Here is a 25464-nt window from a genome sequence, read left to right on the forward strand (position 1 = left end):
TCAGTGCCGGAAACGGTTTTCCGGCACTGATACCCATCTGAACCATGTGCTAATCGCTAATGATTCAGGTGGGTATAATTTAAGGATGATAGAAGGGGCAAGGAATGTTTACGTTTCTGGTCAAGCGCCTGTTTCAGGCACTGATAGTGATGTTTGTGATCAGTCTGGTGGCATTTGCCATTCAGGATAACCTTGGCGACCCATTGCGCGAGCTGGTGGGACAGTCTGTATCAGAAGCTGAACGTCAACAATTACGCGATGATTTAGGTCTTAACGACCCGTTTATTACCAAATACAGCCGTTTTCTCGGCAATGCCGTCCAAGGGGATTTAGGAACGTCGTATACCTTTAAACGCCCGGCTGCAGATGTGATCCTGGACAAACTGCCAGCGACCCTTGAGCTTGTTTTCGGGGCAACGCTTATTATTATTGTGGTTGCTATTCCTTTGGGGGTTTATACCGCGATTCATCCCAATAGCCTATTTACTAAAACCGTGATGGCCGTAAGTAGTATCGGGATCTCAATTCCGGTGTTTCTGACCGCTATCATGTTGATGTACGTCTTCTCGATTGAACTTGGCTGGCTGCCTTCCTTTGGCCGTGGTGAAACCATGAACTTATTGGGTTGGAAATCTGGCTATTTCACAATCGATGGCCTTAAGCACCTTGTTCTGCCTTGTATTGCACTGTCCTCTATAATGATGCCGCTTTTCATTCGTCTCGTTCGTTCCGAAATGCTAGAAGCGCTAAGTTCTGAATACATTAAGTTTGCCAAAGCCAAGGGTTTGGCAATGAACAAAATTTACTATCAACACGCACTGAAAAATACCATGTTACCCGTGCTGACTGTGGGTGGGGTACAGATTGGTACCATGGTGGCATATACCATTTTGACCGAAACCGTCTTCCAGTGGCCGGGTACAGGGTTGTTGTTCCTTGATGCGATTAACCGTGTTGATACCCCGCTGATCACCGCTTACGTTATTTTCGTTGGCTTAATCTTTGTAGTAACCAACACCATCGTTGACCTGCTTTATGGCTTGGTTAACCCGACTGTAAATCTGACTGGCAAGGGAGAGTAAGTCATGAACACTACGACAGCAGTAACAACTCCAAGCCGTTGGGAGCGTTTTAAAAACTCTGACATCGTGTACTATTTTCTGAAAGATAAAGTCGCGATGTTCAGTTTTGCCCTCTTCCTTACCTTTGTGACCGCCTCGGTGTTGGCGCCGTTTATTGCACCCACTGACCCATATGATTTGTCTTTGATAGATATTATGGATTCAGAGCTACCGCCAGCATGGATGGAAGACGGTGACAGCCGTTTCTTATTGGGTACTGATGATCAGGGCCGAGATATTTTCTCGACCATTCTTTATGGCTCGCGTTTATCACTGACGATCGGCTTGTTAGCCGTGGGCCTGCAGCTGATCCTCGGGGTTTCCATCGGTTTGAGTGCCGGTTACTTTGGCGGACGTATCGATAGCTTTTTAATGCGCTTTGCCGATGTACAGCTATCATTTTCAACCATGATGGTGGCGATTATCGTCTCGGCTATCTTCCGTACCGCACTGGGTTCAGAGTTGTTTAGCCAATATGCGGTGATAATGCTGGTGGTGATCATCGGTATTGCCGAATGGCCACAGTATGCACGTACCGTGCGTGCTTCGGTACTGGCTGAGAAGAAGAAAGAGTATGTGGAAGCGGCACGTGTTATGGGCTTTAAATCGGCACGTATTATGTTCCGCCATATCTTACCGAATTGCTTATCGCCAATTTTGGTGATCTCCACGGTACAGGTGGCGAACGCCATTATGTCTGAAGCGGCGCTGTCATTCCTTGGTTTAGGCCTGCCGGTGGATCAGCCCTCGCTGGGCTCGCTGATCAGTATCGGCTTTAACTATATCTTCTCCGGTTCCTGGTGGATCACCGCCTTCCCGGGTCTGGTACTGATTGCGTTGGTACTGGTGATCAACCTGCTGGGTGACTGGCTGCGCGATGTCTTTAATCCTAAGATTTATAAAGGGTAGGAGCGAGTCTCGAGGTTTGAGATAGCTGATATGAGAAGGCGACCGGAAGGTCGCCTTTTTTACTTTATTGCTTTTGGAATGAGATGCTGGAGGCAACGATGCCGTTGGCATTGAGCGTACGACGGTGAAGTACGCCTTTGTTCCAGTTTTTGCCTGCTGGTGCATATTCCCAGCGGTTGAATTTCTGAGTCTGGCAAGTATTACTTGGCTGGTCATCGTCACACCAGCGTACTGTGGTGTTCAGCTGGGTCAGCGTCGCTTTGGCATCATTACCCGTGCCATTAGTTGTAAACCACCAGAAGTCCATATCCGAAAGCTCCGCATAAGAGCTGTTGGGTTTATTGACATCGAATCGGTAAGTCCACATCCGCCTATGAATTCCTAACCTGTTACTTTTAGGCCTGAAGCACCGAAGGGATAGGTAGATTTCGTGATGTTGCCATAACTGGATGTTTATGAAAGGGAAGAGATTGGATTGCTGAAACAGAAAAGCCAGCTGACAGGCAGCTGGCTTTTGACTGGAAATAACTAACTAGCTATTAAAAGAACAGATGTCCCATCAATGCAATTACCGGCAGAGTCACCAGGGTACGCAGAATAAAGATAACGAACAGTTCCCACGCTTTGACCGGTACTTTACTGCCAATCAGCAGGGCACCAATTTCAGACATATAGATAAGCTGTGTGACCGACATCGCCGCAATTACAAAGCGGGTCAGGTCACTTTCAATGCCTGATGCCAGAATCGATGGCAGGAACATATCGGCAAAGCCCACCACTATCGTTTTTGAGGCTGCAGTCGCTTCCGGGATCTGGAGCAGTTCCAGGAACGGAATGAATGGCATACCCAGGTAATCAAATACTGGGGTATTTTCTGCAATGACCAGCGCCACCGTACCGATAGCCATAACGACAGGCAGGACACCAAAGACCATGTCGACGGCATTTTTTACGCCATCAAGAGCGATAGCACGCAGGCTTTTTACTTCTTTAGCCTTGTTTAGAGCTTGTTCTAAACCATAAGAGAAAACGTTATGGCCAGCAGGTACGGCCTCGTTGTCAGCAGAGATTTCAGAACCATCAATGTAAACGTTTTTCTTGTTTGATAGTGGTGGCAGACGAGGCACGATGATTGCGGCAACCAGACCAGCCAGACAGACGGTTAGGTAGAATTGGGCAAACATATGCTCAAGGTTAACCTGAGAAATCACGACCAGGCTGAAGGTAATAGAGACCGCAGAGAACGTCGTACCAATAACCGCGGCTTCACGCTGAGTGTAAAGACCTGTTTCATACTGTTTGCTGGTCAGCAATACGCCAACACTGCCATCACCCAGCCAGGAAGCGATACAGTTTACGGATGAACGTCCCGGCAGACCAAATATCGGACGCATTACTTTAGTAAAGAGGGTGCCGAAAAACTCAAGCAGACCAAAATTCAGCAGTAGTGGTAGCAACATACCCGCAAAAATGAAAACAGAAAAGAGAACAGGTAATAAGTCGTTTAATACTAAGCCACCGGCTGCGCCATCATGGATCATTTCCGGGCCGAATCCGAAATAGGTCATCAGCACAAATACCGCCCCCATCTGCTGGACAATAAACCATGGCAGAGTTGGGTTGAGCAGGCCGCCCAGGAAGTTGTTGTTGGTGATAAAACCAGGCTTCGCCAGCTTAGTGAATACAGACATAATAGCAGTCAAGCTGATGATGAAGGTTATCATTGCCGTTAACATACCATCAAAAACGGTCTGTACGGATTTTGCCAGCACGGCAATCGGAATGGTGATCGTGCCTTGGTACTCGATAGGTGCCATAAAGAGGAAAACACCTAACAGAGAAGGAAGAAGGAACATCAGCCAGTTGGCTTTGCTGTTCGGAGATGCTGAAATTACTTGATCCTGCATGGTCGACCCTTTAACGTGCTGTTCTGATTAAGAGTAAATAACTGCATTGTATTCGCTGGGAATAACTATTCACTGATCATCCATAATCAAGTCGGTGAAGATTACATTTTTTATTCAGGATTTGGAATAGTATCTCACTTTGATTTGGATATCTATGCTGTTTATCCTGCGTTTTATTCTGTTTGTGGTGGTTGTCACTGTTTTAAAGCGTGGTAGGAGCAGTGAATATAATGATACTTAGCGCATATCATCCGGGTGCTAATGCTGAAAGGTTAGAGCGGCCAGAGCGAGGCTAAAAGATAGAGTTGACGATGTTTGCAGGTAAAAATGCTGCCACTCAGGCAGCATTTGAAGTTGATAACCGATTGGTTATCTCATAGTAACAAATTCTTCCGAGCCGGTCGGGTGGATAGCAACAACGCTGTCGAAGTCCGCTTTGGTTGCGCCCATTTTGATTGCAACACCAAACCCCTGGATCATTTCATCAACGGTAAAGCCGATGCCGTGCAGGCCAACCACTGTCTCTTCTGGGCCGGCACAAACCAGTTTCATCTTACATGGCTGACGGTGTGAGGTAATGGCCGAGTACATCGCGGTGAAGCCTGATTTGTACACTTTTACGTTATCTTCGCCGTATTCGGCAATGGCTTCAGGCTCGGTCAGGCCGATAGTACCGATTGGCGGATGGCTGAAGACCACGGTCGGGACCAGTTTGTAGTCCATCTTGGCGTTGGTTTTGCCGTTGAACAGGCGCTCAGAGAGCTGACGACCGGCTTTAACGGCCACGGGAGTAAGCTCGATACCGCCAGCCATGATGTCGCCGACACAGTAGATGCCTTCAACATTGGTTTGCTGATATTCATCAACCTTGATGTAGCCATGCTCCGTGGTTTCTACGCCCGTTGCAGCCAGATTGATTTTATCTGTAGTCGGGTTTCGGCCGATTGCCCAAATCAGCAGATCGGTGTTGTGCGACTCGCCGTTTTCAAAGTGCAGCGTTGTTGTACCATCGGCCTCTTTAACCACTTTTTTCGGGATTGAATGGGTATGGAGTGTCGGGCCTTCTGCATTCATCACTTCTACCAGTGTGTCGATGATCATGGGATCGAAACTACGTAGCGGTGACTCTTTTCGAACGAACAGGTGGGTATCGGTACCCAGGGCACTCAGTACACCGGCAATTTCGACTGCAATGTAACCAGCACCGATCACTGCTGTGCGTTTAGGCTGCTCATTTAAATCAAAGAAGCCGTTTGAATCGATACCGTGCTCTGCACCAGGAATGTTAGGGATAGTTGGCTCGCCACCGACTGCGATCAAGATATGATCGGCTGTGTAGTGCTCGCCGTTTACTTCGATTGTCTTAACATCAGCGCCGTTCGTATCAACAAAGGTAGCAAAACCATTGATCACTTCGATTTTATTGTTACCAAGAACGTTGTCATAAGCTTTATGGATGCGGCTGATATACGCTTCGCGGTTTTCTACCAGCTTGCTCCAGTTAAAACCTTTCACGTCGACGTCAAAGCCATAATCTTTGGCATAAAGGTGCATAGCCTCAGCAATTTGCGCGCCGTGCCACATCACTTTCTTCGGAACACAACCAACGTTGACACAAGTACCGCCAAGCGCTTTGGCTTCGATCAGAGCGACTTTTGCACCATACATGGCTGCCCGGTTTGCCGATGCAATACCGCCACTACCACCGCCGATACAAATGTAATCAAAATGCTTTGCCATGACTTTCTCCGCTTATTCTAGGATTTATTAGCTGAACCTAGTGTAATCAAGAACGTTGATAGTTACGAGTAGCGGGGATCGAGAAAGTCGGGCGGGAAGGTAATATCTTATTATAGCCAAGAATAAGGCGGGCATCTGCCCGCCTGCGAAAGCGGTCTGGTTGTCGGGTTTATTCCGGGACGATCCATTCAACTTTGTGGTGACCATGGGTCGGGGCAATGGCTTGTTGCAGCCAAGGCAGAATCGCCTTCATCTGGCTTTCTAATTTCCACGGAGGGTTAATCACAATCATGCCTGACGCGGTCATGCCGCGCTCGGTTGTATCGGGTTCTACCCCTAATTCAACCTGCAAAATATTACGAATACCGCACTTTTCCAGCCCTTTAAGCATTTTGTCGATGTTCTCGCGATACACCACCGGATACCAAATTGCATAGGTACCGGTAGCCCAGCGCTTATAGCTGTCTTTTATCGCGTTAACCACATCCATGTACTCGTGTTTGAGCTCATAAGGCGGGTCGATTAATACCACACCACGGCGCTCTTTCGGTGGCAAGCTGCCTTTTAAGCGCAGGAAGGCATCTTCTTTATACATCCGCACCTGGCGATCGCCACGAAACTCCTGCAGCAACAGCGGGAAATCTGACGGGTGCAGCTCAGTCAGTACCATCCGGTCCTGGTCGCGAAGCTGAGCACGGGCAACGCGCGGTGAACCCGGGTAATAACGTAATTCGTCACTGTCATTGAGCACTTTAATCGCATCAATGTAAGACGCGACGTCAGCGGGAATATCATCACGAGACCAGATACGCGCAATGCCCTGTTTGAACTCACCGGTTTTTTCACTGCGCTCATCTTGCAGATCGTAACGGCCAACGCCGGAGTGGGTATCGTGGTACACGAAAGGCTTATCTTTTTGCTTGAGTGCATCCAGGATCAGGCTTTGGACGATGTGTTTAACCACATCGGCATGGTTGCCGGCGTGGAAGCTGTGGCGGTAACTCAGCATGAATCGGTCTCTATGAGTATTGAGTGATGTCAGTTGGTGGCTATTATGGCGAATTGGCCGTGAATAGCCAGACAGCGGCCGGAACTTTAGTCAAACGATATGTGGATTTGAGATTAAAATAATAGAGTTGATTGAGAAAATTCGCTCATAATTCAGGGTAAGGGATTGAATTGATAAGCCCGAAGACACACTTAATTAGGGAAGAATGAATTAAGGATATGCACATGTCTAACCCATTATTAACCATGACGGATCTGCCTCCGTTTTCTCAAATTAAGCCAGAACACGTAAAACCCGCGGTTGAACAAGCCATTGCTGACTGCCGCCGCAACGTTGACGAAGTGCTGGCCGGCGAGGCAGTACCGAGTTGGGAAACGATTTGTGAACCATTGGCTGAAACCGATGATCGCCTGAGTCGTATCTGGTCGCCGGTCGGTCATCTTAACGGGGTGAAAAACAGCCCGGAATTGCGCGAAGCCTATGAGAGCTGCCTGCCGCTGCTGTCTGATTACGGCACCTGGGTTGGCCAGCATAAAGGTCTGTATGACGCTTATAAAGCGATTAAAGCCAATGATGACTTTGAACAGTTAAGCCCGGCGCGGCAAAAATCGATCACCGATGCGCTGAAAGAATTTGAATTGTCAGGTATTGGTTTGCCCGCCAAAGAGCAGCATCGCTATGGCGAGATCAGCAAGCGCCTGTCAGAGCTGGCATCGTCATTTAGCAACAATGTCCTGGACGCCACCATGGGATGGAGCAAGCAGATCACCGATGAGGCTGAATTATCCGGCTTACCGGAATCCGCGCTGCAAGCTGCCAAAGCCGCTGCTGAAGCGAAAGAGCTGGATGGCTATCTGTTTACCCTCGACATTCCGTCTTATTTGCCCGTGATGACGTACGGTGAGAACCGAGCGTTACGCCAGGAAATGTATGAGGCGTTTGTGACCCGTGCCTCTGATCGCGGCCCGAATGCCGGTAAATGGGATAACAGTGAGATCATTGCCGAGAAACTGAAACTGAGCCATGAACTGGCGCGCCTGCTTGGTTTTAATTGCTACAGCGAAAAGTCACTGGCAACCAAAATGGCCGAAACCCCAGAGCAGGTGCTGAGTTTCTTAAACGATCTGGCGATCCATGTGAAACCTCAGGGTGAGCGTGAAGTGGCTGAGCTGCGTGATTATGCCAAGAGTGAGTTCGGTGCTGATGAGCTGGAGCCGTGGGATTTTGGTTTTTATGCCGAAAAACTGAAGCAGCATCGCTACAGTTTTTCTGATGAACTGCTGCGTCCTTACTTCCCTGAACATAAAGTGGTTGCTGGCCTGTTCGAAGTCCTCAAACGGGTTTTCGGGATGGAAGTGCAACAGCGAGAAGGGATTGATGTCTGGGACGATAGTGTCACTTTCTACGATATTTTTGATGCCACGGGCGAGCTGCGCGGCAGCTTCTACCTCGATCTCTATGCCCGCGAGCACAAACGTGGCGGCGCCTGGATGGATGAGTGTATGGTTCGTCGTACCTGTATTGACGGTAGCCTGCAAAAGCCGGTGGCGTATCTGACCTGTAACTTCAATAAGCCGCTTGGTGATAAGCCGGCGCTGTTTACCCATGATGAAGTGGTCACCCTGTTCCATGAAACGGGCCATGGTATTCATCATATGCTAACGAAAGTTGATGCGCCGGCTGTATCCGGGATCAATGGAGTGCCTTGGGATGCGGTAGAGCTGCCAAGCCAGTTTCTGGAAAACTGGTGCTGGGAAGAAGAGGCACTGGCGTTCATCTCGGGCCATTTCGAGAGCGGCGAGCCATTGCCAAAAGAGATGTTAGACAAGATGCTGGCTGCGAAGAACTTCCAGTCCGCCATGGGTATTTTGCGCCAGCTGGAATTCGGCTTGTTTGATTTCAGTCTCTACACTCACTACGATCCGGAAGTGGGCGCACAGGTACTTGAGACCCTGTCTGAGGTGAAATCTCGCGTGTCTGTGGTACCAAGCCCTGAGTGGGGACGTTTCCCGCACGGCTTCAGCCATATTTTTGCCGGTGGTTACAGCGCGGGTTACTACAGCTACCTGTGGGCGGAAGTGCTGTCATCAGACGCATTCTCACGTTTTGAAGAGGACGGTATTTTCAATACCGAGACTGGCGCCGATTTCTTAGATTGCATCTTAGAACGTGGGGGCAGTGAAGAGCCGATGGATCTGTTCAAGCGCTTCCGTGGCCGTGAGCCGAAAATAGATGCCCTTCTTCGTCATAGCGGAATAACCGGCTAATTTGTGGCTAAAATTGGTCATTTAGATAATAAAAAAGGCTCCCGGGGGAGCCTTTTTTGATCGGATTGGGATTGAAGCGAAGCGTTTATTTGCTTTCTTCGATCACCAGTGGCCAGCCCATGTCGGTTTGGCGGGTGGCTTCTTGCCGTAGCTCAGCACAGGTTAGCGGGTTGGCAGCGAGCCAGCCGGCAGGAAGTGCAAGAACCAGGGTGTTCTCAGCAACCGATAAGCTAAATGGCGGCTGCTGGGTATGGTCGCGGCGATGACAGAGAATGACCGCTAACCGTAACAGACGTAAAAGACGGGCTGCACTATGGGCAGACAACGCGTGCTGTTCCGGCAGGCTGGTCAGCTGTTCGCGGAAACGGCGTAACAGCTCGGCGATCAGGTGCTTCTGGGCCCGGGTAAATCCTGGTAAATCGATGTGATTGATTAGGTAGGCGGCATGTTCACCACTTTCCTTGAATTCAATACTGGTACCAATTTCATGCAGGGTGGCACTGGCATGCAGCAGGTATTTAGCCTGAGGTTCCAGTTGCCATTCTTGCTCACAAGCTGTCAGCAACGCCATTGCGCAATGGGTAACCGCATTGGCATGCGGGGTATCAAGCTGGAATCGCTCCTGAACACTGAGAAGCGTGCGTTCGCGTACATCATGATGACGCATCTGGCTCATCATTTCATACACCATACCTTCACGTAAGGCACCTCCGGCCAGAGTCATTGACTGAATATTCAGTGACTCAAACACGGCGATTAAAATGGATAAACCGCTTGGAAATACCAGCGCGCGTTCCAGGGTCAGCCCTTCAATATCAAGATCTTCCAGGCGTTCATATTGCATTGCCTGACGTTGCATGCGTTTTAACTTTTGCAGGGTGATAATTTCATCCATCCCTTGCGCCAGCATAATTTCCTGCAGGGCTTGTACGGTACCACTGGCACCGACACAGGTTTCCCAGCCTAACTGGGTGTAATGCTCGACAATCGGCTCAATGGTATGTTTAGCCGCGTTGATAGCCGCATCAAAATTTTCAGCCGTTAAGTAGCGATCTTTAAAATAGCGTTCTAACCAGGTAACACAGCCGATCTTCAGGCTGGTTAATGCGCTGGCATCAAAGCCCTCACCGATAATCACCTCGGTACTGGCACCGCCGATATCGACCACTAAACGCTTGTCGCTCCCCCCTGAGGTATGGGCGACACCCTGATAGATAATCCGGGCTTCTTCTTCGCCGGGAATGATCTCGACATCGTAACCAAGAATGTCTTTTGCTTTGGAAAGAAAGGCCTCAGCATTAACCGCAGTACGTAGCGCTGCCGTTCCGACAATACGGATGCGTTTGCCAGGAATATCCTGCAAGCGTTCCGCAAACAGGCTCAGGCATTCCCAGCCACGTTGCATCGCTTCTTCACTCAGTTCGTTGTGGCTATTAAGCCCTGCAGCCAGACGCACTTTGCGCTTAATTTTAGCCAGTGTCTGCACACTGCCTGCGACTTCACGAACAATCCACATATGAAAGCTGTTGGAGCCTAAATCAATAGCGGCGTACAAAGGTGATACTGAACTTCTTTCCATCGGCATTTCTTACTGTTATTTCTGTGGTTGTGTGCGTCTGCGGTTATTACGTTGACGCGACTGGCCCTGTCCCTGACCTTGACGTTGTGAACTATTGCGACGGTTACCACCCTGACGCGGTGAACGGTGAACGCGAATAGCTGCAGGTAGATCATCTAGCAGTGCATCGGCATCGTACTTTGACAGCGGAATAGCGTGCTCGATATAGGTTTCAATGGCAGGCAGGTTGATCGCATACCCTTCACAGGCAAAGCTGATCGAGTGACCGCTTTCGCCGGCACGACCGGTACGACCGATACGGTGTACATAGTCTTCAGCATCATCTGGCAGATCATAGTTAAAGACGTGTGTCACCTGGGGAATATGCAGACCACGTGCCGCCACATCAGTCGCAACCAGAATATCGAGTTCGCCTTGAGTGAATTGTTCCAGAATATTGATACGTTTTTTCTGCGGTACATCACCGGTTAGCAGGCCAACACGGTGTTGATCTGCGGCAAGGTGTGCCCAGAGATCTTCACAGCGGTGCTTTGTATTGGCAAAGATAATCGCGCGATCTGGCCACTCTTCTTCAATCAGGGTCTGTAACAGACGCATTTTGTCCTGATTGGATGGGTAGAACAGCTCTTCCTGGATACGATGACCTGTTTTTTGTTCAGGCTCGACAACCACACTTTCCGGGCTGTTCATGTGCTCGAATGCCAGCTCTTTCACACGGTAAGACAATGTTGCAGAGAACAACATGTTTAAACGTGCTTTTGGCGCAGGCATACGACGGAACAAGAAACGGATATCTTTAATAAAGCCCAAATCGAACATGCGATCCGCTTCATCAAGAACCACTGCTTGAATTGACGCCAGGTCAATAACACGTTGCTTATAGAAATCGATAATACGGCCACAAGTACCGATCAAGATATCTACGCCAGCTTCCAGTGTTTTTTGCTGTTTTTCATAGGCTTCACCACCGTAGGCAAGACCTGCTTTCAGGCCGGTGCTTTCGAGTAGCGGTTGAGCATCATTGAAAATCTGGATAGCCAACTCACGAGTTGGCGCAAGAATAATCGCCCGTGGGTGATTAGCCTTGTGATCTTCTGATGCAGGGTTAAGGATCAAATGGTTAAAAGTCGCAGTCAGGAATGCCAGGGTTTTACCTGTACCTGTTTGCGCTTGACCTGCAATGTCTTGGCCGGCGAGCACGACCGGCAATGCCAAGGCCTGGATAGGGGTACAATATTGAAACCCTGTAGCTTCCAGTCCTGCTAAAACCGTAGGGTGTAAACCTAGGTCGGCAAATTTCTGCTCTGTGATATGAGTCGTCTTCATTCGCATAGAATATCAGCTTAGGGTTGCAATACGAAACGGATTCCATTCAAATAGGGCATCGATTTGCTGGTTAAAATAAAATCAGCTAAAAAATCAACCATTGGAGTGGAAGATGAGCGACAAGATTGTGCAGCTTACAGACGCAAGTTTTGACAGCGATGTAGTTAATGCTGCGGGCCCGGTACTAGTCGATTTTTGGGCTGAATGGTGTGGTCCTTGTAAAATGATTGCCCCAATTCTTGACGAGATCGCGAACGAGTACCAGGGTAAACTGACTATCGGTAAATTGAATATCGATCAGAATTCAGCAACCCCACCTAAATTTGGTATCCGTGGTATTCCGACATTGCTATTGTTTAAAGATGGCGGAGTAGCGGCAACGAAGGTTGGTGCACTGTCTAAGACCCAGCTTAAAGAGTTCCTGGACGCGAACCTATAAGCCGCCTTACGCGAACTGTGCGCAATTTCTCAGTTGTGTGCAGTTTGTCTTCCGACTATGCTAGACGGAAGGAATCTTTAGTGATAACTTGTTGCACGTATACTGTTGTATCGTTCATTTCTTGACCAGCCCGTTGGTCAATTCAATCCAAACTAATATAGAACCCCCATTTTGACAGACAAGAAACCCACCACTATGAATCTTACAGAACTGAAGAACCAACCTATTCCAAAATTGGTTGCGCTTGGCGAAAGCTTAGGATTAGAAAACCTGGCACGTTTGAGAAAGCAGGACATTATATTTTCTATTCTCAAACAGCACGCAAAAGGTGGTGAGGACATTTTTGGCGATGGTGTTCTAGAGATCCTTCAAGATGGCTTCGGCTTCCTCCGCTCCTCCGACAGTTCTTACCTTGCCGGCCCCGACGACATCTACGTTTCTCCTAGCCAAATCCGCCGTTTCAATCTTCGCACTGGTGACACAATCGGCGGGAAGATCCGTCCTCCAAAAGATGGCGAACGCTATTTTGCGCTGCTGAAAGTCAACGAAGTTAACTACGATAAGCCGGATAACGTCCGTAACAAGATTTTGTTTGAAAACCTGACACCGCTGCACGCGAATGATCGCATGCGCATGGAACGTGGTAATGGTTCGACCGAAGACATTACAGCACGTGTTCTTGATTTGGCCTCTCCAATAGGTAAAGGTCAGCGTGGTCTGATTGTTGCTCCGCCTAAAGCGGGTAAAACCATGTTGCTGCAGAACATCGCGCAAAGTATTGCCCACAACCACCCAGAGTGTGAGTTGATGGTATTGCTTATCGACGAACGTCCGGAAGAAGTCACCGAGATGCAACGCCTGGTTAAAGGCGAAGTGATTGCATCAACGTTTGATGAGCCAGCTTCTCGTCACGTACAAGTGGCAGAAATGGTTATCGAGAAAGCAAAACGCCTGGTTGAACACAAGAAAGACGTGGTTATCCTGCTGGATTCCATCACCCGCCTGGCGCGTGCCTACAACACCGTCATCCCTTCATCAGGTAAAGTACTAACCGGTGGTGTGGATGCTAACGCGCTTCACCGTCCAAAGCGTTTCTTCGGTGCTGCTCGTAATATTGAAGAAGGCGGTAGCTTAACCATCATCGCAACTGCGCTGGTTGATACTGGTTCTAAGATGGATGAAGTGATCTACGAAGAATTTAAAGGTACAGGTAACATGGAACTGATCCTGTCTCGTAAGATTGCTGAGAAACGTGTTTTCCCTGCGATTGACTTCAACCGCTCTGGTACCCGTCGTGAAGAGCTATTGGCGAAAGCAGATGAACTGCAGAAAATGTGGATTCTGCGTAAGATCGTTCACCCAATGAATGAAACCGATAGTATGGAGTTTTTGATCGACAAGCTATCGATGACTAAGACGAATAATGAATTCTTTGACGCGATGCGCCGTCAGAAGTCTTAATCAAGACTGCTTAAGTCACAAAATAAAAAACGCCACCTAGTGTGGCGTTTTTTATGGGTTACAATTACGGAATACTAATAAACAGCATTCAATTAACCTGTTTGTTGGTATGGATGATATATAACATCATCGATTTATTTACCGTAAGGAGACGGCATGCGACAGGGAATGTGCATGGCACTCTTGCTATTAGCTGGATGCATTAACTCAGCATTGGCGATTGAAGTGACAGAGCAAGAGGTCCAACAGGCAGCAGTATCATCACAAGTGGTGAACCGGGTAGCGGCTTTAACCCGCTTATATAACAACAGTGATTTTCGTGCCTTAGAGTTTAACTTGTCTCAGTTGGCGCCGTTACAGCAGGAAGCTGTGCGGGCACAATTGGTACAACATGCGGGTGAGTTTGGTCAGTTAGATCAAATGAAAGCAGACTGGCTGCAAGCCCAGGCCGATCGTAAACCGGCGTTTACCGTGGTTGAGCAGGGAGATGGCTATCTGGTCACTCAATCAGCCTTTCATTACGGCGCACAGTCACGTGGCTTAGTGTTGCACTGGCAGCAAATTCTGCTGGCCCAAAAGATGGTACAACAGGCCGAAGCCGGTTCCTTGATCCTGTCCAAATGGCTGACGGGAGATATCCACACTCAGAAACAACGCCGTAATATTTTCCTCGAACAGCTACCCATCTTATCATCCGATGCGGTCGCTAAGCTGGTGGCGCAATTTTCTTCCGACTCCCTTCTGATGTGGCTGCCTGATAATGCCATTATTGCCAGCCTGGCGGCACTATCCGGTGATCAGCCCTTGTATCACCTGTTGTGGCGCCGCCGCACCGATCAATACAGTCTGGCTGAGCTGAATCGTCTGGCTGATCTGGCACCATCGCCACAGGCTGTTGAGCAGTTGATGGCAGCAACAATAAACCCTTCCCTTAAGCAACAGGCATACCGTGCTCTGGCGGTTCAGAAACCGATGTCACCGCAGACCCGTGAGTTTCTGGTGGATAAACTTAACGAAGTCGATGACGGTCACGTGGTGGCAACGCAACTCGCCCAGCAAGGTTATGCCAGCTGGTTGAAGCAAATTGCCGCATCGAGCCGTAACCAGGTGTTGCAGAAAAACCTGCGGCTGGCGTTGACTGAGTTGCCGTAATCGCGCAGATCCTTGCTTGCTATTTGCAGTGTGTTCAGGTTAACAAATCGTTATAATGTCGCGAACTTGATAGCAGATAGCAGCAATTCTTTGAATCTTGCTGCTTTATTATTGGCAACAGGTAGAACCTATGAAATTCAAGGATCTGCGAGACTTTATTGCTCACCTCGAACAAGAGGGGCAATTAAAGCGTATTCAGCAGCCGATCGATCCCAATCAGGAAATGACCGAAATCTGCGACCGTACCTTGCGTGCCGGTGGCCCAGCATTGTTATTTGAAAATCCAATAGGGTATGACATGCCTGTCTTGGCTAACCTGTTTGGTACGCCAGAACGTGTTGCCATGGGTATGGGACGTCAGGATGTCAAAGATCTGCGTGAAGTTGGCAAGCTGCTGGCGTACCTTAAAGAACCAGAGCCACCGCGTGGTTTTCGCGATGCGATTGACAAGCTGCCCGTGTTCAAGCAAGTGCTGAATATGCCGGTCAAGCGTTTACGTAAAGCACCTTGTCAGCAAGTGGTATGGGAAGGCGACGAGGTTGATCTCGATAAAATCCCTGTTATGAGCTGTTGGCCGGGCGATGTTGCGCCTTTGCTGACTTGGGGGCTCACTATTACCAAGGGGCCCAATAAAAAGCGCCAGAACTTGGGTATTTACCGCCAGCAAAAGATCGGCAAAAACAAAATCATCATGCGCTGGCTTGCCCACCGTGGCGGGGCGCTGGATTTACGTGACTGGATGGAAGCTCATCCGGGTGAACCGTTCCCGGTGACGGTGGCCTTTGGTGCCGATCCGGCGACCATTCTGGGTGCGGTAACCCCAGTGCCAGATACGTTATCTGAGTATGCGTTTGCCGGTTTGCTACGTGGCAGTAAGACGGAAGTAGTCAAGAGCCTTAGCAATGAGCTTGAAGTACCCGCCAGTGCTGAAATCGTGATGGAAGGCTATATTGACCCGAACGAGTTTGCCGATGAAGGCCCTTATGGCGATCATACTGGCTACTACAATGAAGCTGAGCGTCACCATGTGCTCACCATTACCCATGTGACGATGCGCAAAGACCCCATTTATCACAGCACCTATACCGGCCGTCCGCCGGATGAGCCTGCAGTATTAGGTGTTGCCCTGAACGAAGTGTTTGTGCCGATTTTGCAGAAGCAGTTCCCAGAAATCGAGGATTTCTATTTGCCGCCGGAGGGCTGTTCGTACCGCATGGCGGTGGTGACGATGAAGAAGCAATACCCTGGTCATGCCAAGCGTGTGATGATGGGCGTGTGGTCATTCTTACGTCAGTTCATGTATACCAAGTTTGTGGTTGTGTGTGACGATGACGTCAATGCACGCGACTGGAACAGTGTTATTCAAGCGATGACAACCAGAATGGATCCGGTTCGTGATACTGTGATGATAGAGAACACACCTATCGACTCGCTCGACTTTGCGTCGCCTGTGGTGGGTCTTGGCTCAAAGATGGGATTGGATGCCACCATTAAGTGGGATGCTGAAACGGCTAACACGCCATGCGTCAACGCTCAGACAAAACCATCTTTCGATATTGAAGAGGGCACCCGCACCTTACTTAAGCAATTTCCAGAAATTGTCGACTTCTATTTACCACCAGAAGCGGATGCCAATAGAATGGCCATTGTGAGTATCAAAAAAGATGCCGCAGGCCATGCTCATCGAGTGATGGAGGGGGTTTGGTCGTTCCTGGGACAATTTACGGACGCCAAGTTTGTGATTGTATGTGATGATGATGTCAACGTACGCGATTGGAACGACGTGATTTGGGCGATTACTACCCGAATGGACCCAACCCGCGACACCTTGCTGATCGGTAACACACCGATTGATTCATCTGCGGCGAACCTTAGTTCCAAAATGGGAATGGATGCCACTAACAAGTGGCAGGGCGAGACCGACAGGGAGTGGGGGACGCCAATTAGCAAAGATCCGGAAGTTGTCGCCAAAGTCGATGCCATCTGGGACGAACTGGGTATTTTTGAGTAACTTTTTAGATTAATTAACCATGTCAGAAATTACAGCGAAGCATCAAATACACCTGTTGCCGCACGATATTGTATTCACTGCCAGCGAGCAGGAAACCGTATTGGAAGCAGCGCTCAACGCAGGTGTCGCTTTTCCTAACCGATGTCAGGTTGGGGCATGTGCAATGTGCATGTGCCAGAAAATTTCTGGTGAGATAAGCTATCAACTTGAGCCTATGCTTACAGAGAAAGAGCAGGTTCAAGGCTGGATGTTTACCTGTCAGGCCGTTGCCAAGAGTAATTTGGTACTGCAGTTAGAGTAGAGGAATACAATGTCCATTAAATGTGAAGTAAAGTCAGTTGAATCACTCGCGTGCAATACTTTCCGTATACTGCTGAAACCAAAGCAGAAAGTTGAATATAAAGCTGGCCAGTACCTGTTAGCCGTAATGGGTGAAAAAGATAAGCGGCCTTTTTCGATTGCCAGCAGCCCTTGTCGCGAAGGTGAGCTCGAATTGCATATCGGTGCCGCCGATCATAATCCGTATGCCATCGAAGTGGTTGACGCGATGAAAACGGCACTCGAAGAAAAGAGCCTGTTTGAGATCGAAGCACCACATGGCGATGCCTGGGTACGTGAAGACAGCGAGAACCCCTTGCTGATGATTGCCGGCGGTACGGGTTTTTCGTATGTTCGCAGTATTCTTGATAACTGCCTGAGCCGTGGTGTAAAGCAGCCGATTTTCATCTACTGGGGTGGCCGTGATACGTGTCAGCTGTATGCCAACGATGAATTGGAGGCATTAGCAGCCCAGCACCGCAACTTGACCTATGTGCCGGTTGTTGAAGATGCACCGGAACAATGGCAGGGTAAAGTGGGAAATGTACTGGAAGCGGTGAGCAATGATTTTATCAGCTTGTCGGCTTACGATATCTATCTGTGCGGCCGGTTTGAAATGGCGGGTGCCGCACGCGAGCTGTTCACTGCAGAAAAAGGCGCAGAGCGTGAGCGTATGTTTGCTGACGCTTTTGCATTTATCTAGCGACAGTGTCGAGTGGCGAGATCCTAGTGCCGAGAAAAAGCATAAGAGCTGGCCATTAGACTAAAAATTAGAAAGGCGAAGCAATTGTTTCGCCTTTTCTTTTTCTAGCAACTCGAAACTCGTTACTGGTTTTAACTTCTCTCCATTTCTACTTTTCGCTTCACCCAGGTTTCATTGAACCACAATGATGCCATGATGATCACGCCGCCGATGATCAAGCGCGGGTAGTCCACATCGCGGTTCCAAATCACAATATTCACGATTAAGCCCGCCGGCACCAAGGCATTGTTCATGATCGCCAGTGCGCCGGCATTGACCATCGTCGCCCCTTTGTTCCAGATAAAATAGCCCAGCCCTGAAGCGAACGTACCCAGGTAAATCAAAATGCCCCACTGGGTTGACGTCGTTGGCAGCTTATCGAGATTGCCAAATAACAGGAACATTGGCAGTGCAACACAGATAGCCCCTAAGTAAAACAGGCCAAAGACCGTATGCTGCGGTAAATCAGCCTGTTCTTGCTCCATAATGTGCTTGTAACCGACCTGACCAATGGCAAAGCAGAGGTTGGCGCCTTGTACTATCAGGAAGCCGACAACGAAGTTCTCATTGATCCCGGCAAACTTGATCACCGCAGCACCCAAGACGGCAATCACGGCGGTCAATAGATACCAGGCAGAGAATTGCTTATGCAGCAAATCATAAATAAGGGTGACGTAAATGGGGGTGAAGATGGTAAACAACAGTACTTCAGGTACGCTTAAATTGAGGAAGGACTGATAGTAGAAGCAGTACATGATCCCGAGCTGAAAAGCACCGACGACCATGATTTTCAGTGCCAGCTTTGCATGCAGGTGTTGCTTGCGCAGAAAAGGAAGAAAAACCAGTCCAGCCAGTGCGACTCGGGTCAACACCGAAAACCAGGCATCAACCTGCCCCGCCAGATAGACGCCGATCAGGCTGAAGGAAAAAGCCCATAACAGGGTGACAGCAGATAAATATCCCATTTAACCAATAATTTTATATTTCTATAGATGGCGCTAGTTTAACCGAGTTTGCACCGTTGAAATATGGAAAAATCGAGAGGTCACCCGTAGAGCAAAGATAAGGCGAACAGCTTGAATCCTGCTCGCCGGGCATACTATTTCAGAGGGACGATCAGCAGATCGACCGGGGTGTGGTTCATCAGCTGCTTGGTGGAAGAGAGGATCTTGCTCCAGAAGTCCTGATGGTGACCGCATACCACCATTTCAACATCCAGATCATTGATGGCCAGACAGATTTCGTCGCTAAGATCACCGCTGCCAACCAGCGTATGGGAAACCGGGTAGTCAGCCTTATTGGCCAGTAGGTGCAGTTGCTTCTGGGCATCGTCAGCCATGCGGTGCTGGGCATCAGCCAGATTGATGTCAATCAGGCCGGTATAGAGTTCGGCATAATTGACATCAATATGGATAAGGGAGAGTTTTGCGTCGAGCGACTTGGCGAGTTGGGCTGCTTTATCGACCAGAACGAAACTGTCTTCAGAGAGATCGATAGCGACTAAAATGTGTTTATAAGCCATACCTTGCATTCCTTATCAAAGTTTTTTCTCATGCTAGCACTGAGTATAAGGGAAAAATATCGGCTGGATCGCATCCTTAATGGCAGGAGGAACAATGTGATGCCGATAATAAATCACTCTAAAATTTACGCTTTTTTCTAATCTAGCTCGTATGTTATGTGATACTAGAGGACATTCAGCGATTATTTTGTTTGCGCGAATTGCAAACTTAGTTATGCACAGTAGCCATGTGTTTATTACACTAAAAATAGATAGGAGTAGTGCAATGTTAGCTCAAACAATGGTTGAGAAACTGAACGAGCAAATCAACCTGGAGTTTTTCTCTTCAAACCTTTACTTGCAAATGAGTGCATGGTGCGAAGATAAGGGCTTTGACGGTGCAGCAGAATTTCTTCGTGCCCATGCTGTTGAAGAAATGGTGCACATGCAACGTTTGTTCACGTATGTGAGTGAAACCGGTTCAATGCCGCTGCTTGGTGCGATTGAGGCACCAAAGCATGAGTTTGCTTCGTTGGGTGCCGTTTTTCGTGAAACCTATGAGCACGAGCAGCTGATCACGGAAAAAATTAATAAGCTGGCTCATGTTGCATTTACTACTCAGGACTACTCCACATTTAATTTCTTACAGTGGTATGTCTCAGAGCAACATGAAGAAGAAAAATTGTTCAAAGGGATTCTGGATAAGATTGAGCTGGTTGGTGAAGATGGTAAAGCGCTGTTCTTTATTGATAAAGATCTGGCGGCCATGGCCAAAGCTGAGTCGACATCTGTGATGGATACACAGGCTGGCTAACAGCTCTGAGGGCGTAGCCTTGCGCCCTCTCCGCTCCCCCGGCTTGTGACGGAAGTTGTTTGGGGGTTTATTATGATTAGTGGTGATGCCTTTTTATTTGCACTGTTCTTAGTTGCAGTTGTTAATGTTTCCAGATATATCAGCACCTTGAAGACGTTGCTGGCGGTGATGCGGGAATGTGATCCGTTACTTTATCAGCAAGTTGACGGCCGGGGTTTTTTCTCCTCCCAAGGGAACGTCAGTAAACAGATCCGCCTGTTTCACTATATTCGCAGCCAGCAATATCAAAAGCATCATGATCCTGTCTTTATAGCCAAATGCGTTAAAGTCCGTAAGTTGTTTGTGCTGGCCAGTACTTTTCTGATGGTTTTTCTCGTTGCCATTTTTGTGGTGGCTTATCTGGGCATATAGCTAAAAGAAAAACTTTAACTTGGCTCGATTACTGACAAGTACTGATTGCTTATTGAAGTCGTTAGGCTTAGCGTAATTCTCATCCTCAGTATCGCTGATACGAGGGCCAGTATACCTTTCAGCATTGCAGCAATTATGTTGAAAGATAAACAGGCCCTAAAAGCTAACGGTTTTTTATGAGTAAAATAATTCAATGGTGGTCATCCCTGGAGCAGGGGGGCAGCCACGACTGGATGTCTAATATTGGCCTGTTACTGGTTTTAAGTGCCGTCTTATGGGGTGCCTGGTTATTGGCTACCCGACGCCTGTCTCATGTGGCTGAAAAAACGCGGATAATATGGGACGATGCACTGGTAGATGCGATACGTCGTCCGATCAGCTGGTTGATCTGGCTGTGGCCTGCCGTGCTCTCCATTGGGATCATCATCGATAATACCAGCCAATATCCGACGACCTTTCTTGCCGTCGTCCGTCAGTTGTTACTGCTCTGGACATTTTCCTGGGTGCTGCTCCGCCTGATCAGCAATGTTGAAGCCGGCATGTTGGCCACCGCGAAAGATGCCACCACTATCCATGCGGTTTCTAAAATATTGCGCTTGATAGTGATGGTGGTTGGTGCCCTGGTGATGATGCAGAACCTTGGCCTCAGTCTGTCCGGGGTACTTACTTTCGGTGGTGTCGGTGGCTTGATTGTCGGTATGGCAGCTAAGGACTTACTGGCTAACTTCTTTGGCGGCATAATGATTTATCTGGATCGCCCGTTTAAAGTGGGGGACTGGATCCGCAGCCCGGACCGCCAGATTGAAGGAACGGTTGAACGGATTGGTTTCCGGATGACCGTGATCCGCACCTTTGATAAACGCCCGCTCTATGTACCGAACTCGGTGTTCAGCTCTATTGTGGTTGAAAATCCATCACGGATGTTTAACCGCCGGATAAAACAGAAAATCGGCCTGCGTTACCGCGATGCCGCAGTAGTCGGCGATGTGGTGAATGACATTAAAGCCATGCTGCGTCAGCATCCGGATATTGATACTCGCCAGACCCTGATTGTCAGCTTTGATAATTACGGTCCGTCATCGCTTGATATTCTGGTTTATACCTTTACCCACACCATCGACTGGATCACTTACAAAGATGTTCAGCAAGATGTGATGCTGAAAATTGTTGACGTTGTACACCGTCACGGTGCTGATTTCGCGTTCCCGACTACGACGGTGCATATGGCAGAGCCGTCGATGGCTGCGATGGGGAATGTGCCTTCCGATCTGGAGTCGTCGCCGTATTCTTAATCCCGTCGAATTTCGTTTGGTATTCATGGGCGAGGCGGTTAAAATAAGTGCAATTATTGAAAGGGATGCTGACCGGTAGGTATGGGCATCCCTTTTTTATTGCAGGGTGATTCAGGATTTAGGTACAGAGATGGCAGACAAGTTTGATGTAGTGATTATTGGTGCAGGCGCGGCAGGGTTGATGTGCGCAGCAGAAGCTGGCAAACGGGGTCGCTCTGTGCTGGTGGTTGATCACGGTAAAAAGCCGGGACGAAAAATTCTGATCTCCGGTGGTGGCCGCTGTAACTTTACCAACTATGATGTGGAGGCGAATAATTTCGTCTGCCGTAATCCACACTTTGTGAAATCGGCACTGTCGCAATACACCCAGTGGGATTTTATCGCCATGATCGCCAAGCATGACATTGCCTATGAAGAGCGCGATCACGGCCAGTTATTCTGCGAAGATTCTGCCAAAGAGATCGTCAGCATGCTGCTGGCAGAGTGTGATCTGCCAACGGTAGAGCAGCGTTATCGCTGTGATGTGCACAATATCAGCAAAACGGAAACCGGCTTTAGTCTCAAGCTCAACGCTAATACCGTTGAATGTGAGTCGTTGGTGATTGCTACCGGCGGCCTGTCGATGCCTAAGCTGGGCGCAACCCCGTTTGGCTATCAGGTAGCTGAGCAGTTTGGCCTGAAGATGGTTCCGACCACGGCCGGACTGGTACCCTTTACATTACATAAAGAAGAAAAAGAGGCTTTTGCTGAATTATCGGGCATTGCGATCCCGGTGGCGGTTGACGCCGAAGACGGCACCCATTTTAAGGAAAACCTGCTATTTACTCACCGCGGCTTGTCCGGTCCGGTGATTCTGCAGATCTCGTCTTACTGGACGCCGGGGCAGAAGGTGACCATCGATTTGCTGCCAGATCTCGATCTGGCGGAAACCCTTAATGTTATGCGCGAGAAGCACCCGAACCAGAGCCTGAAAAATTCGCTGTCCCGCCTGTTGCCAAAGCGCCTGATTGAGGCCCTGATTGACCGTGGGGATCTGTCAGATAAGCCTTTGAAGCAATATAACGAAAAAGATATTACCGCGATGGCGGCATATTTCCATCAGTGGGCTATCGCACCAAACGGAACGGAAGGCTACCGTACCGCAGAAGTGACCTTAGGCGGCGTCGATACCGACGAGCTGTCATCAAAAACCATGGAAGCGAAGAAAGTGCCGGGCCTGTTCTTTGCCGGCGAGGTGATGGACGTCAGCGGTTGGCTGGGCGGCTATAACTTCCAGTGGGCGTGGAGTTCCGGCTATGTTGCCGGTCAGCATGCGTAAGTTGTAGAGAAGCCATCTTATTAATCATGGGTACTCCCCGGGCATGCCGGGGAGACTCGCATTGGTTTTATTTTTAGCGGAGAAGGTACTTTCTGAACTCGATCAAGAGTCAATAGAAATAACCTCGGTGCGATCATGACGTTTGTCTCAACCATGGTCTTGATAAGGAAAGGGTACGTTCGGACATTCGAAATCAAGAAAAGCAGAATTACCAGCCCCGCCAATAAAAACGTTTCTATTCTGTCGGTAGGAGGGATCTTTAAATAAAAGCATGACAAACGGTATCGTTAACGGGTTTGATGTGGCTTAAATGGCAAAATGCGAGTAATAAGTCGACGCGGATCACATGTCCAATTGGGAATTGTTGATGTAAGCGTAGGGATCACTTAAATTGTAGAAACGTTTCAACTGAGTGGTTTGTAAATACAAAGGAGGAGATAAAAAGTAGACTCCCTAGTGCCTTTTTGTGGTTGCTTGGGGTTGTTGCAAAAAATTCTGAGGAGAGACAGAGTTTTTTGCAACATCCTTGACCCTTGATTGTTATTTTGATTTTGTTTTGGATCAGGCCGCACATATGTTGCGGCTTTTTTTTCGCCCTATGATCCCGCCCGGCTCTTTCATCAAGGTTATTTTTATGGCTCGCTTCCGGGTTGCTCTGCTGATGTTCTTGCGGCTGGGTGTTCGCTCAACAGCTGTTTTTATTGTATTGTCAGTGCCTATCGATTTATTGGCTATATGTCGGAGAGGGAATGCTACAGCGACGGCTTTTTACTTTGTTTTAGCCACGCCTTTACATCCTTTCGAATTTAGGGCTTTTCACTAAAATAGGGCTAGTAAGTCAGATGAAACTGCTTATAATCCGCCGGTTTTTTATTCATTATTATTAAAATCGGAGTTAGCCTGACATGAGAAAGACAGCGTTGAAAGTGGTTGCCATGACTATCCTAGCGACATCATTAACAGGGTGTATTGGCCAGATGGGAACCTCTCAGCTGGTAACAAAAGCAAACTTGTCAGCCATTGATAACCGTTACGGCCGTGCGGGCCTGTTTGTACTGCTGAGTCCGGTCTATGGTATCGCGGCGACCGCTGATCTGTTCATCTTCAACTCGATTGAATTCTGGACCGGTAAAAATCCAATTACAGGAAAATCACATGCCGTTGCCGATCTGCCTGTTGATGCGATCTTCAAAGTGAATGGCAGCCTGGATCAGTCAATGACTTCTGCTCCGCTGGCGAGTATTCAGAACAGCAACATTGAAGCGGCAAGCTTCCGCCAGCTAGATGAAAGAACGCTGGAAATGAATGTTGCTTACCGCAACGGTGAAAGTGCCGTATTGCGTGGTGAGAAAGCGGGTGAAGATGTGAACTTTTATCTCGACGGTGAATTTGTCACTGCGGTTAGCGTTGATGAGCTAAACCAGTACGCACGTAACCAGGCATAATTGCCGGGTTGAATAGAAAACGGGAGCATGGCTCCCGTTTTTTATGCCTGCGCCTGGATGGCTGCCAACCCTTGCCAGAGCATCTGAAATGCCCCGTCCTGATAGGCGGGCTGGCGTGCCAGTTCCGGTTGTTCAACAAACAAGGTTGCGGTTGCCAGATAGTGATAGTGGCAATAGTTGAGCACCAGTTCGAGCGGCAGAATCGCCAGCTCCCCCTGCTGTTGCCCCCGCTTAATCACATCAATCAGAAAGGCCATGGAAGAGCTCATCACTTCCTGCTGCTGGCTGATGCGAAATTGCGGGTTATTGGCAAACTGCTGTAAAAATTTCAACTTCTGCGGGTTATCGACTGCCCATTGCAAGGCATGTTGCCAGTAATGGTGCACTAGAGCATGTAAATCATCATTCGCTGCGGGTTGCTCGATCGCCTGGCCGAGTTCCGTTTTGATCTCACGGTAGAGCGTCATAACCAGCTCTTGCTTATTGGCAAAGTGATGAAACAAGGTGCCTGTGGCGACATTGGCCTGCTTGGCGATTTTTGCGGTGGCGGTAGCCTCAATACCTTGCTCGACAAAAAGGCTGAGTGCGGTATCTAACAGTTGCTGTTTCTTTTCAGTGGCCATATTGGGATGCTTCGGCTTGGCTTGTTAACACAGGGAACCAGTCTGACAGGATCAGACTGGTGCGGTACGGTTTTAAGGT

The 25464-nt window shown here is 48.7% G+C and carries 23 protein-coding genes; 14 read left to right on the forward strand and 9 right to left on the reverse strand.

Translation table 11 applies throughout. The annotated features are described in order from the left end of the window. The first annotated feature begins 104 nt into the window (after positions 1 to 104). Together L4D76_RS08805 and L4D76_RS08810 are read left to right on the forward strand one after the other, a co-directional pair. Positions 105 to 1082, forward strand: coding sequence for an ABC transporter permease (locus L4D76_RS08805; RefSeq protein ID WP_428440538.1), 978 nt, complete (start codon positions 105 to 107; stop codon positions 1080 to 1082). Between the two features lie 3 nt (positions 1083 to 1085). Next, positions 1086 to 2030 (forward strand): ABC transporter permease, encoded by a 945-nt coding sequence (locus L4D76_RS08810; RefSeq protein ID WP_428440539.1) that lies wholly within the window; start codon positions 1086 to 1088, stop codon positions 2028 to 2030. A gap of 64 nt (positions 2031 to 2094) precedes the next feature. Here the strand turns inward: L4D76_RS08810 and L4D76_RS08815 are convergent, their stop codons facing one another. The 4 genes from L4D76_RS08815 to L4D76_RS08830 form a co-directional block, all read right to left on the reverse strand. Continuing rightward, on the reverse strand, positions 2095 to 2397 hold the full coding sequence (locus L4D76_RS08815; RefSeq protein ID WP_428440540.1) for a hypothetical protein: 303 nt from the start codon (positions 2395 to 2397) through the stop codon (positions 2095 to 2097). A gap of 172 nt (positions 2398 to 2569) precedes the next feature. Then, complete coding sequence (locus tag L4D76_RS08820) at positions 2570 to 3937, reverse strand: YjiH family protein (RefSeq protein WP_428440541.1); 1368 nt, start codon at positions 3935 to 3937, stop codon at positions 2570 to 2572. Between the two features lie 369 nt (positions 3938 to 4306). After that, entirely contained in the window at positions 4307 to 5677 is a 1371-nt protein-coding gene (gene gorA, locus L4D76_RS08825) for a glutathione-disulfide reductase (protein WP_428440542.1), read from the reverse strand. A gap of 169 nt (positions 5678 to 5846) precedes the next feature. Next, positions 5847 to 6686 carry a 23S rRNA (adenine(2030)-N(6))-methyltransferase RlmJ gene (locus L4D76_RS08830; protein WP_428440543.1) on the reverse strand — a complete coding sequence of 280 codons (840 nt, stop codon included), beginning with the start codon at positions 6684 to 6686 and terminating at the stop codon, positions 5847 to 5849. 224 nt (positions 6687 to 6910) lie between these two features. Here L4D76_RS08830 and prlC point away from each other — a divergent pair, with 224 nt between their 5' ends. Further along, positions 6911 to 8953: an oligopeptidase A gene (gene prlC / locus L4D76_RS08835; RefSeq protein WP_428440544.1), complete on the forward strand. Its 2043-nt coding sequence runs from the start codon at positions 6911 to 6913 to the stop codon at positions 8951 to 8953. 85 nt (positions 8954 to 9038) lie between these two features. Here prlC and gppA read toward each other — a convergent pair whose 3' ends face one another. Together gppA and rhlB are read right to left on the reverse strand one after the other, a co-directional pair. Further along, entirely contained in the window at positions 9039 to 10532 is a 1494-nt protein-coding gene (gene gppA, locus L4D76_RS08840) for a guanosine-5'-triphosphate,3'-diphosphate diphosphatase (RefSeq protein ID WP_428440545.1), read from the reverse strand. Between the two features lie 15 nt (positions 10533 to 10547). Next, a complete protein-coding gene (gene rhlB, locus L4D76_RS08845) occupies positions 10548 to 11858 on the reverse strand; it encodes an ATP-dependent RNA helicase RhlB (protein WP_428440664.1) in 1311 nt (436 codons plus the stop codon). A gap of 112 nt (positions 11859 to 11970) precedes the next feature. Here rhlB and trxA point away from each other — a divergent pair, with 112 nt between their 5' ends. The 6 genes from trxA (at position 11971) to fre (ending at position 17942) form a co-directional block, all read left to right on the forward strand. Continuing rightward, positions 11971 to 12297, forward strand: a complete 327-nt coding sequence (gene trxA, locus L4D76_RS08850) for a thioredoxin TrxA (RefSeq protein WP_318925443.1) — start codon at positions 11971 to 11973, stop codon at positions 12295 to 12297. A gap of 195 nt (positions 12298 to 12492) precedes the next feature. Then, positions 12493 to 13758 carry a transcription termination factor Rho gene (gene rho / locus L4D76_RS08855; protein ID WP_428440546.1) on the forward strand — a complete coding sequence of 422 codons (1266 nt, stop codon included), beginning with the start codon at positions 12493 to 12495 and terminating at the stop codon, positions 13756 to 13758. Between the two features lie 156 nt (positions 13759 to 13914). Further along, positions 13915 to 14910, forward strand: a complete 996-nt coding sequence (locus L4D76_RS08860) for a hypothetical protein (RefSeq protein WP_428440547.1) — start codon at positions 13915 to 13917, stop codon at positions 14908 to 14910. A 130-nt stretch (positions 14911 to 15040) separates the two neighbouring features. After that, complete coding sequence (gene ubiD / locus L4D76_RS08865; protein WP_428440548.1) at positions 15041 to 16921, forward strand: 4-hydroxy-3-polyprenylbenzoate decarboxylase; 1881 nt, start codon at positions 15041 to 15043, stop codon at positions 16919 to 16921. A 19-nt stretch (positions 16922 to 16940) separates the two neighbouring features. After that, positions 16941 to 17222: a 2Fe-2S iron-sulfur cluster-binding protein gene (locus tag L4D76_RS08870; RefSeq protein ID WP_428440549.1), complete on the forward strand. Its 282-nt coding sequence runs from the start codon at positions 16941 to 16943 to the stop codon at positions 17220 to 17222. Between the two features lie 9 nt (positions 17223 to 17231). Beyond that, positions 17232 to 17942: an NAD(P)H-flavin reductase gene (fre, locus tag L4D76_RS08875; protein ID WP_428440550.1), complete on the forward strand. Its 711-nt coding sequence runs from the start codon at positions 17232 to 17234 to the stop codon at positions 17940 to 17942. Positions 17943 to 18073: 131 nt separating this feature from the next. Here the strand turns inward: fre and L4D76_RS08880 are convergent, their stop codons facing one another. Next, positions 18074 to 18946: a carboxylate/amino acid/amine transporter gene (locus L4D76_RS08880; protein ID WP_428440551.1), complete on the reverse strand. Its 873-nt coding sequence runs from the start codon at positions 18944 to 18946 to the stop codon at positions 18074 to 18076. Between the two features lie 134 nt (positions 18947 to 19080). After that, positions 19081 to 19503 (reverse strand): universal stress protein, encoded by a 423-nt coding sequence (locus L4D76_RS08885; protein ID WP_428440552.1) that lies wholly within the window; start codon positions 19501 to 19503, stop codon positions 19081 to 19083. Between the two features lie 265 nt (positions 19504 to 19768). Here L4D76_RS08885 and ftnA point away from each other — a divergent pair, with 265 nt between their 5' ends. From ftnA to L4D76_RS08910, 5 genes are all read left to right on the forward strand, one after another. Further along, positions 19769 to 20296 (forward strand): non-heme ferritin, encoded by a 528-nt coding sequence (ftnA, locus tag L4D76_RS08890; RefSeq protein ID WP_428440553.1) that lies wholly within the window; start codon positions 19769 to 19771, stop codon positions 20294 to 20296. Between the two features lie 72 nt (positions 20297 to 20368). Further along, entirely contained in the window at positions 20369 to 20707 is a 339-nt protein-coding gene (gene uspB / locus L4D76_RS08895) for a universal stress protein UspB (RefSeq protein ID WP_428440554.1), read from the forward strand. 176 nt (positions 20708 to 20883) lie between these two features. After that, entirely contained in the window at positions 20884 to 21999 is a 1116-nt protein-coding gene (locus L4D76_RS08900) for a mechanosensitive ion channel family protein (protein WP_428440555.1), read from the forward strand. Between the two features lie 130 nt (positions 22000 to 22129). After that, entirely contained in the window at positions 22130 to 23317 is a 1188-nt protein-coding gene (locus L4D76_RS08905; protein ID WP_428440556.1) for a BaiN/RdsA family NAD(P)/FAD-dependent oxidoreductase, read from the forward strand. A gap of 905 nt (positions 23318 to 24222) precedes the next feature. After that, positions 24223 to 24762: a DUF3332 domain-containing protein gene (locus L4D76_RS08910; RefSeq protein WP_428440557.1), complete on the forward strand. Its 540-nt coding sequence runs from the start codon at positions 24223 to 24225 to the stop codon at positions 24760 to 24762. Positions 24763 to 24803: 41 nt separating this feature from the next. Here the strand turns inward: L4D76_RS08910 and L4D76_RS08915 are convergent, their stop codons facing one another. Continuing rightward, positions 24804 to 25385 (reverse strand): TetR/AcrR family transcriptional regulator, encoded by a 582-nt coding sequence (locus tag L4D76_RS08915; protein ID WP_428440558.1) that lies wholly within the window; start codon positions 25383 to 25385, stop codon positions 24804 to 24806. Positions 25386 to 25464: the final 79 nt, after the last annotated feature.

Source organism: Photobacterium sagamiensis, from assembly GCF_050337085.1.
Taxonomy (GTDB): domain Bacteria; phylum Pseudomonadota; class Gammaproteobacteria; order Enterobacterales; family Vibrionaceae; genus Photobacterium; species Photobacterium sagamiensis.

What these genes read in the sequence shown, in the direction of transcription:
- L4D76_RS08910 (WP_428440557.1), top strand. Translation starts at nt 24,223, where the DNA reads ATGAGAAAGACAGCGTTGAAAGTGGTTGCCATGACTATCCTAGCGACA.
- gppA (WP_428440545.1), bottom strand. Translation starts at nt 10,532, where the DNA reads ATGGAAAGAAGTTCAGTATCACCTTTGTACGCCGCTATTGATTTAGGC.
- L4D76_RS08820 (WP_428440541.1), bottom strand. Translation starts at nt 3,937, where the DNA reads ATGCAGGATCAAGTAATTTCAGCATCTCCGAACAGCAAAGCCAACTGG.
- L4D76_RS08880 (WP_428440551.1), bottom strand. Translation starts at nt 18,946, where the DNA reads ATGGGATATTTATCTGCTGTCACCCTGTTATGGGCTTTTTCCTTCAGC.
- ubiD (WP_428440548.1), top strand. Translation starts at nt 15,041, where the DNA reads ATGAAATTCAAGGATCTGCGAGACTTTATTGCTCACCTCGAACAAGAG.
- fre (WP_428440550.1), top strand. Translation starts at nt 17,232, where the DNA reads ATGTCCATTAAATGTGAAGTAAAGTCAGTTGAATCACTCGCGTGCAAT.
- L4D76_RS08830 (WP_428440543.1), bottom strand. Translation starts at nt 6,686, where the DNA reads ATGCTGAGTTACCGCCACAGCTTCCACGCCGGCAACCATGCCGATGTG.
- ftnA (WP_428440553.1), top strand. Translation starts at nt 19,769, where the DNA reads ATGTTAGCTCAAACAATGGTTGAGAAACTGAACGAGCAAATCAACCTG.
- L4D76_RS08900 (WP_428440555.1), top strand. Translation starts at nt 20,884, where the DNA reads ATGAGTAAAATAATTCAATGGTGGTCATCCCTGGAGCAGGGGGGCAGC.
- prlC (WP_428440544.1), top strand. Translation starts at nt 6,911, where the DNA reads ATGTCTAACCCATTATTAACCATGACGGATCTGCCTCCGTTTTCTCAA.
- uspB (WP_428440554.1), top strand. Translation starts at nt 20,369, where the DNA reads ATGATTAGTGGTGATGCCTTTTTATTTGCACTGTTCTTAGTTGCAGTT.
- L4D76_RS08805 (WP_428440538.1), top strand. Translation starts at nt 105, where the DNA reads ATGTTTACGTTTCTGGTCAAGCGCCTGTTTCAGGCACTGATAGTGATG.
- L4D76_RS08810 (WP_428440539.1), top strand. Translation starts at nt 1,086, where the DNA reads ATGAACACTACGACAGCAGTAACAACTCCAAGCCGTTGGGAGCGTTTT.
- rho (WP_428440546.1), top strand. Translation starts at nt 12,493, where the DNA reads ATGAATCTTACAGAACTGAAGAACCAACCTATTCCAAAATTGGTTGCG.
- L4D76_RS08870 (WP_428440549.1), top strand. Translation starts at nt 16,941, where the DNA reads ATGTCAGAAATTACAGCGAAGCATCAAATACACCTGTTGCCGCACGAT.
- L4D76_RS08885 (WP_428440552.1), bottom strand. Translation starts at nt 19,503, where the DNA reads ATGGCTTATAAACACATTTTAGTCGCTATCGATCTCTCTGAAGACAGT.
- L4D76_RS08905 (WP_428440556.1), top strand. Translation starts at nt 22,130, where the DNA reads ATGGCAGACAAGTTTGATGTAGTGATTATTGGTGCAGGCGCGGCAGGG.
- trxA (WP_318925443.1), top strand. Translation starts at nt 11,971, where the DNA reads ATGAGCGACAAGATTGTGCAGCTTACAGACGCAAGTTTTGACAGCGAT.
- rhlB (WP_428440664.1), bottom strand. Translation starts at nt 11,858, where the DNA reads ATGAAGACGACTCATATCACAGAGCAGAAATTTGCCGACCTAGGTTTA.
- gorA (WP_428440542.1), bottom strand. Translation starts at nt 5,677, where the DNA reads ATGGCAAAGCATTTTGATTACATTTGTATCGGCGGTGGTAGTGGCGGT.
- L4D76_RS08860 (WP_428440547.1), top strand. Translation starts at nt 13,915, where the DNA reads ATGCGACAGGGAATGTGCATGGCACTCTTGCTATTAGCTGGATGCATT.
- L4D76_RS08915 (WP_428440558.1), bottom strand. Translation starts at nt 25,385, where the DNA reads ATGGCCACTGAAAAGAAACAGCAACTGTTAGATACCGCACTCAGCCTT.
- L4D76_RS08815 (WP_428440540.1), bottom strand. Translation starts at nt 2,397, where the DNA reads ATGTGGACTTACCGATTCGATGTCAATAAACCCAACAGCTCTTATGCG.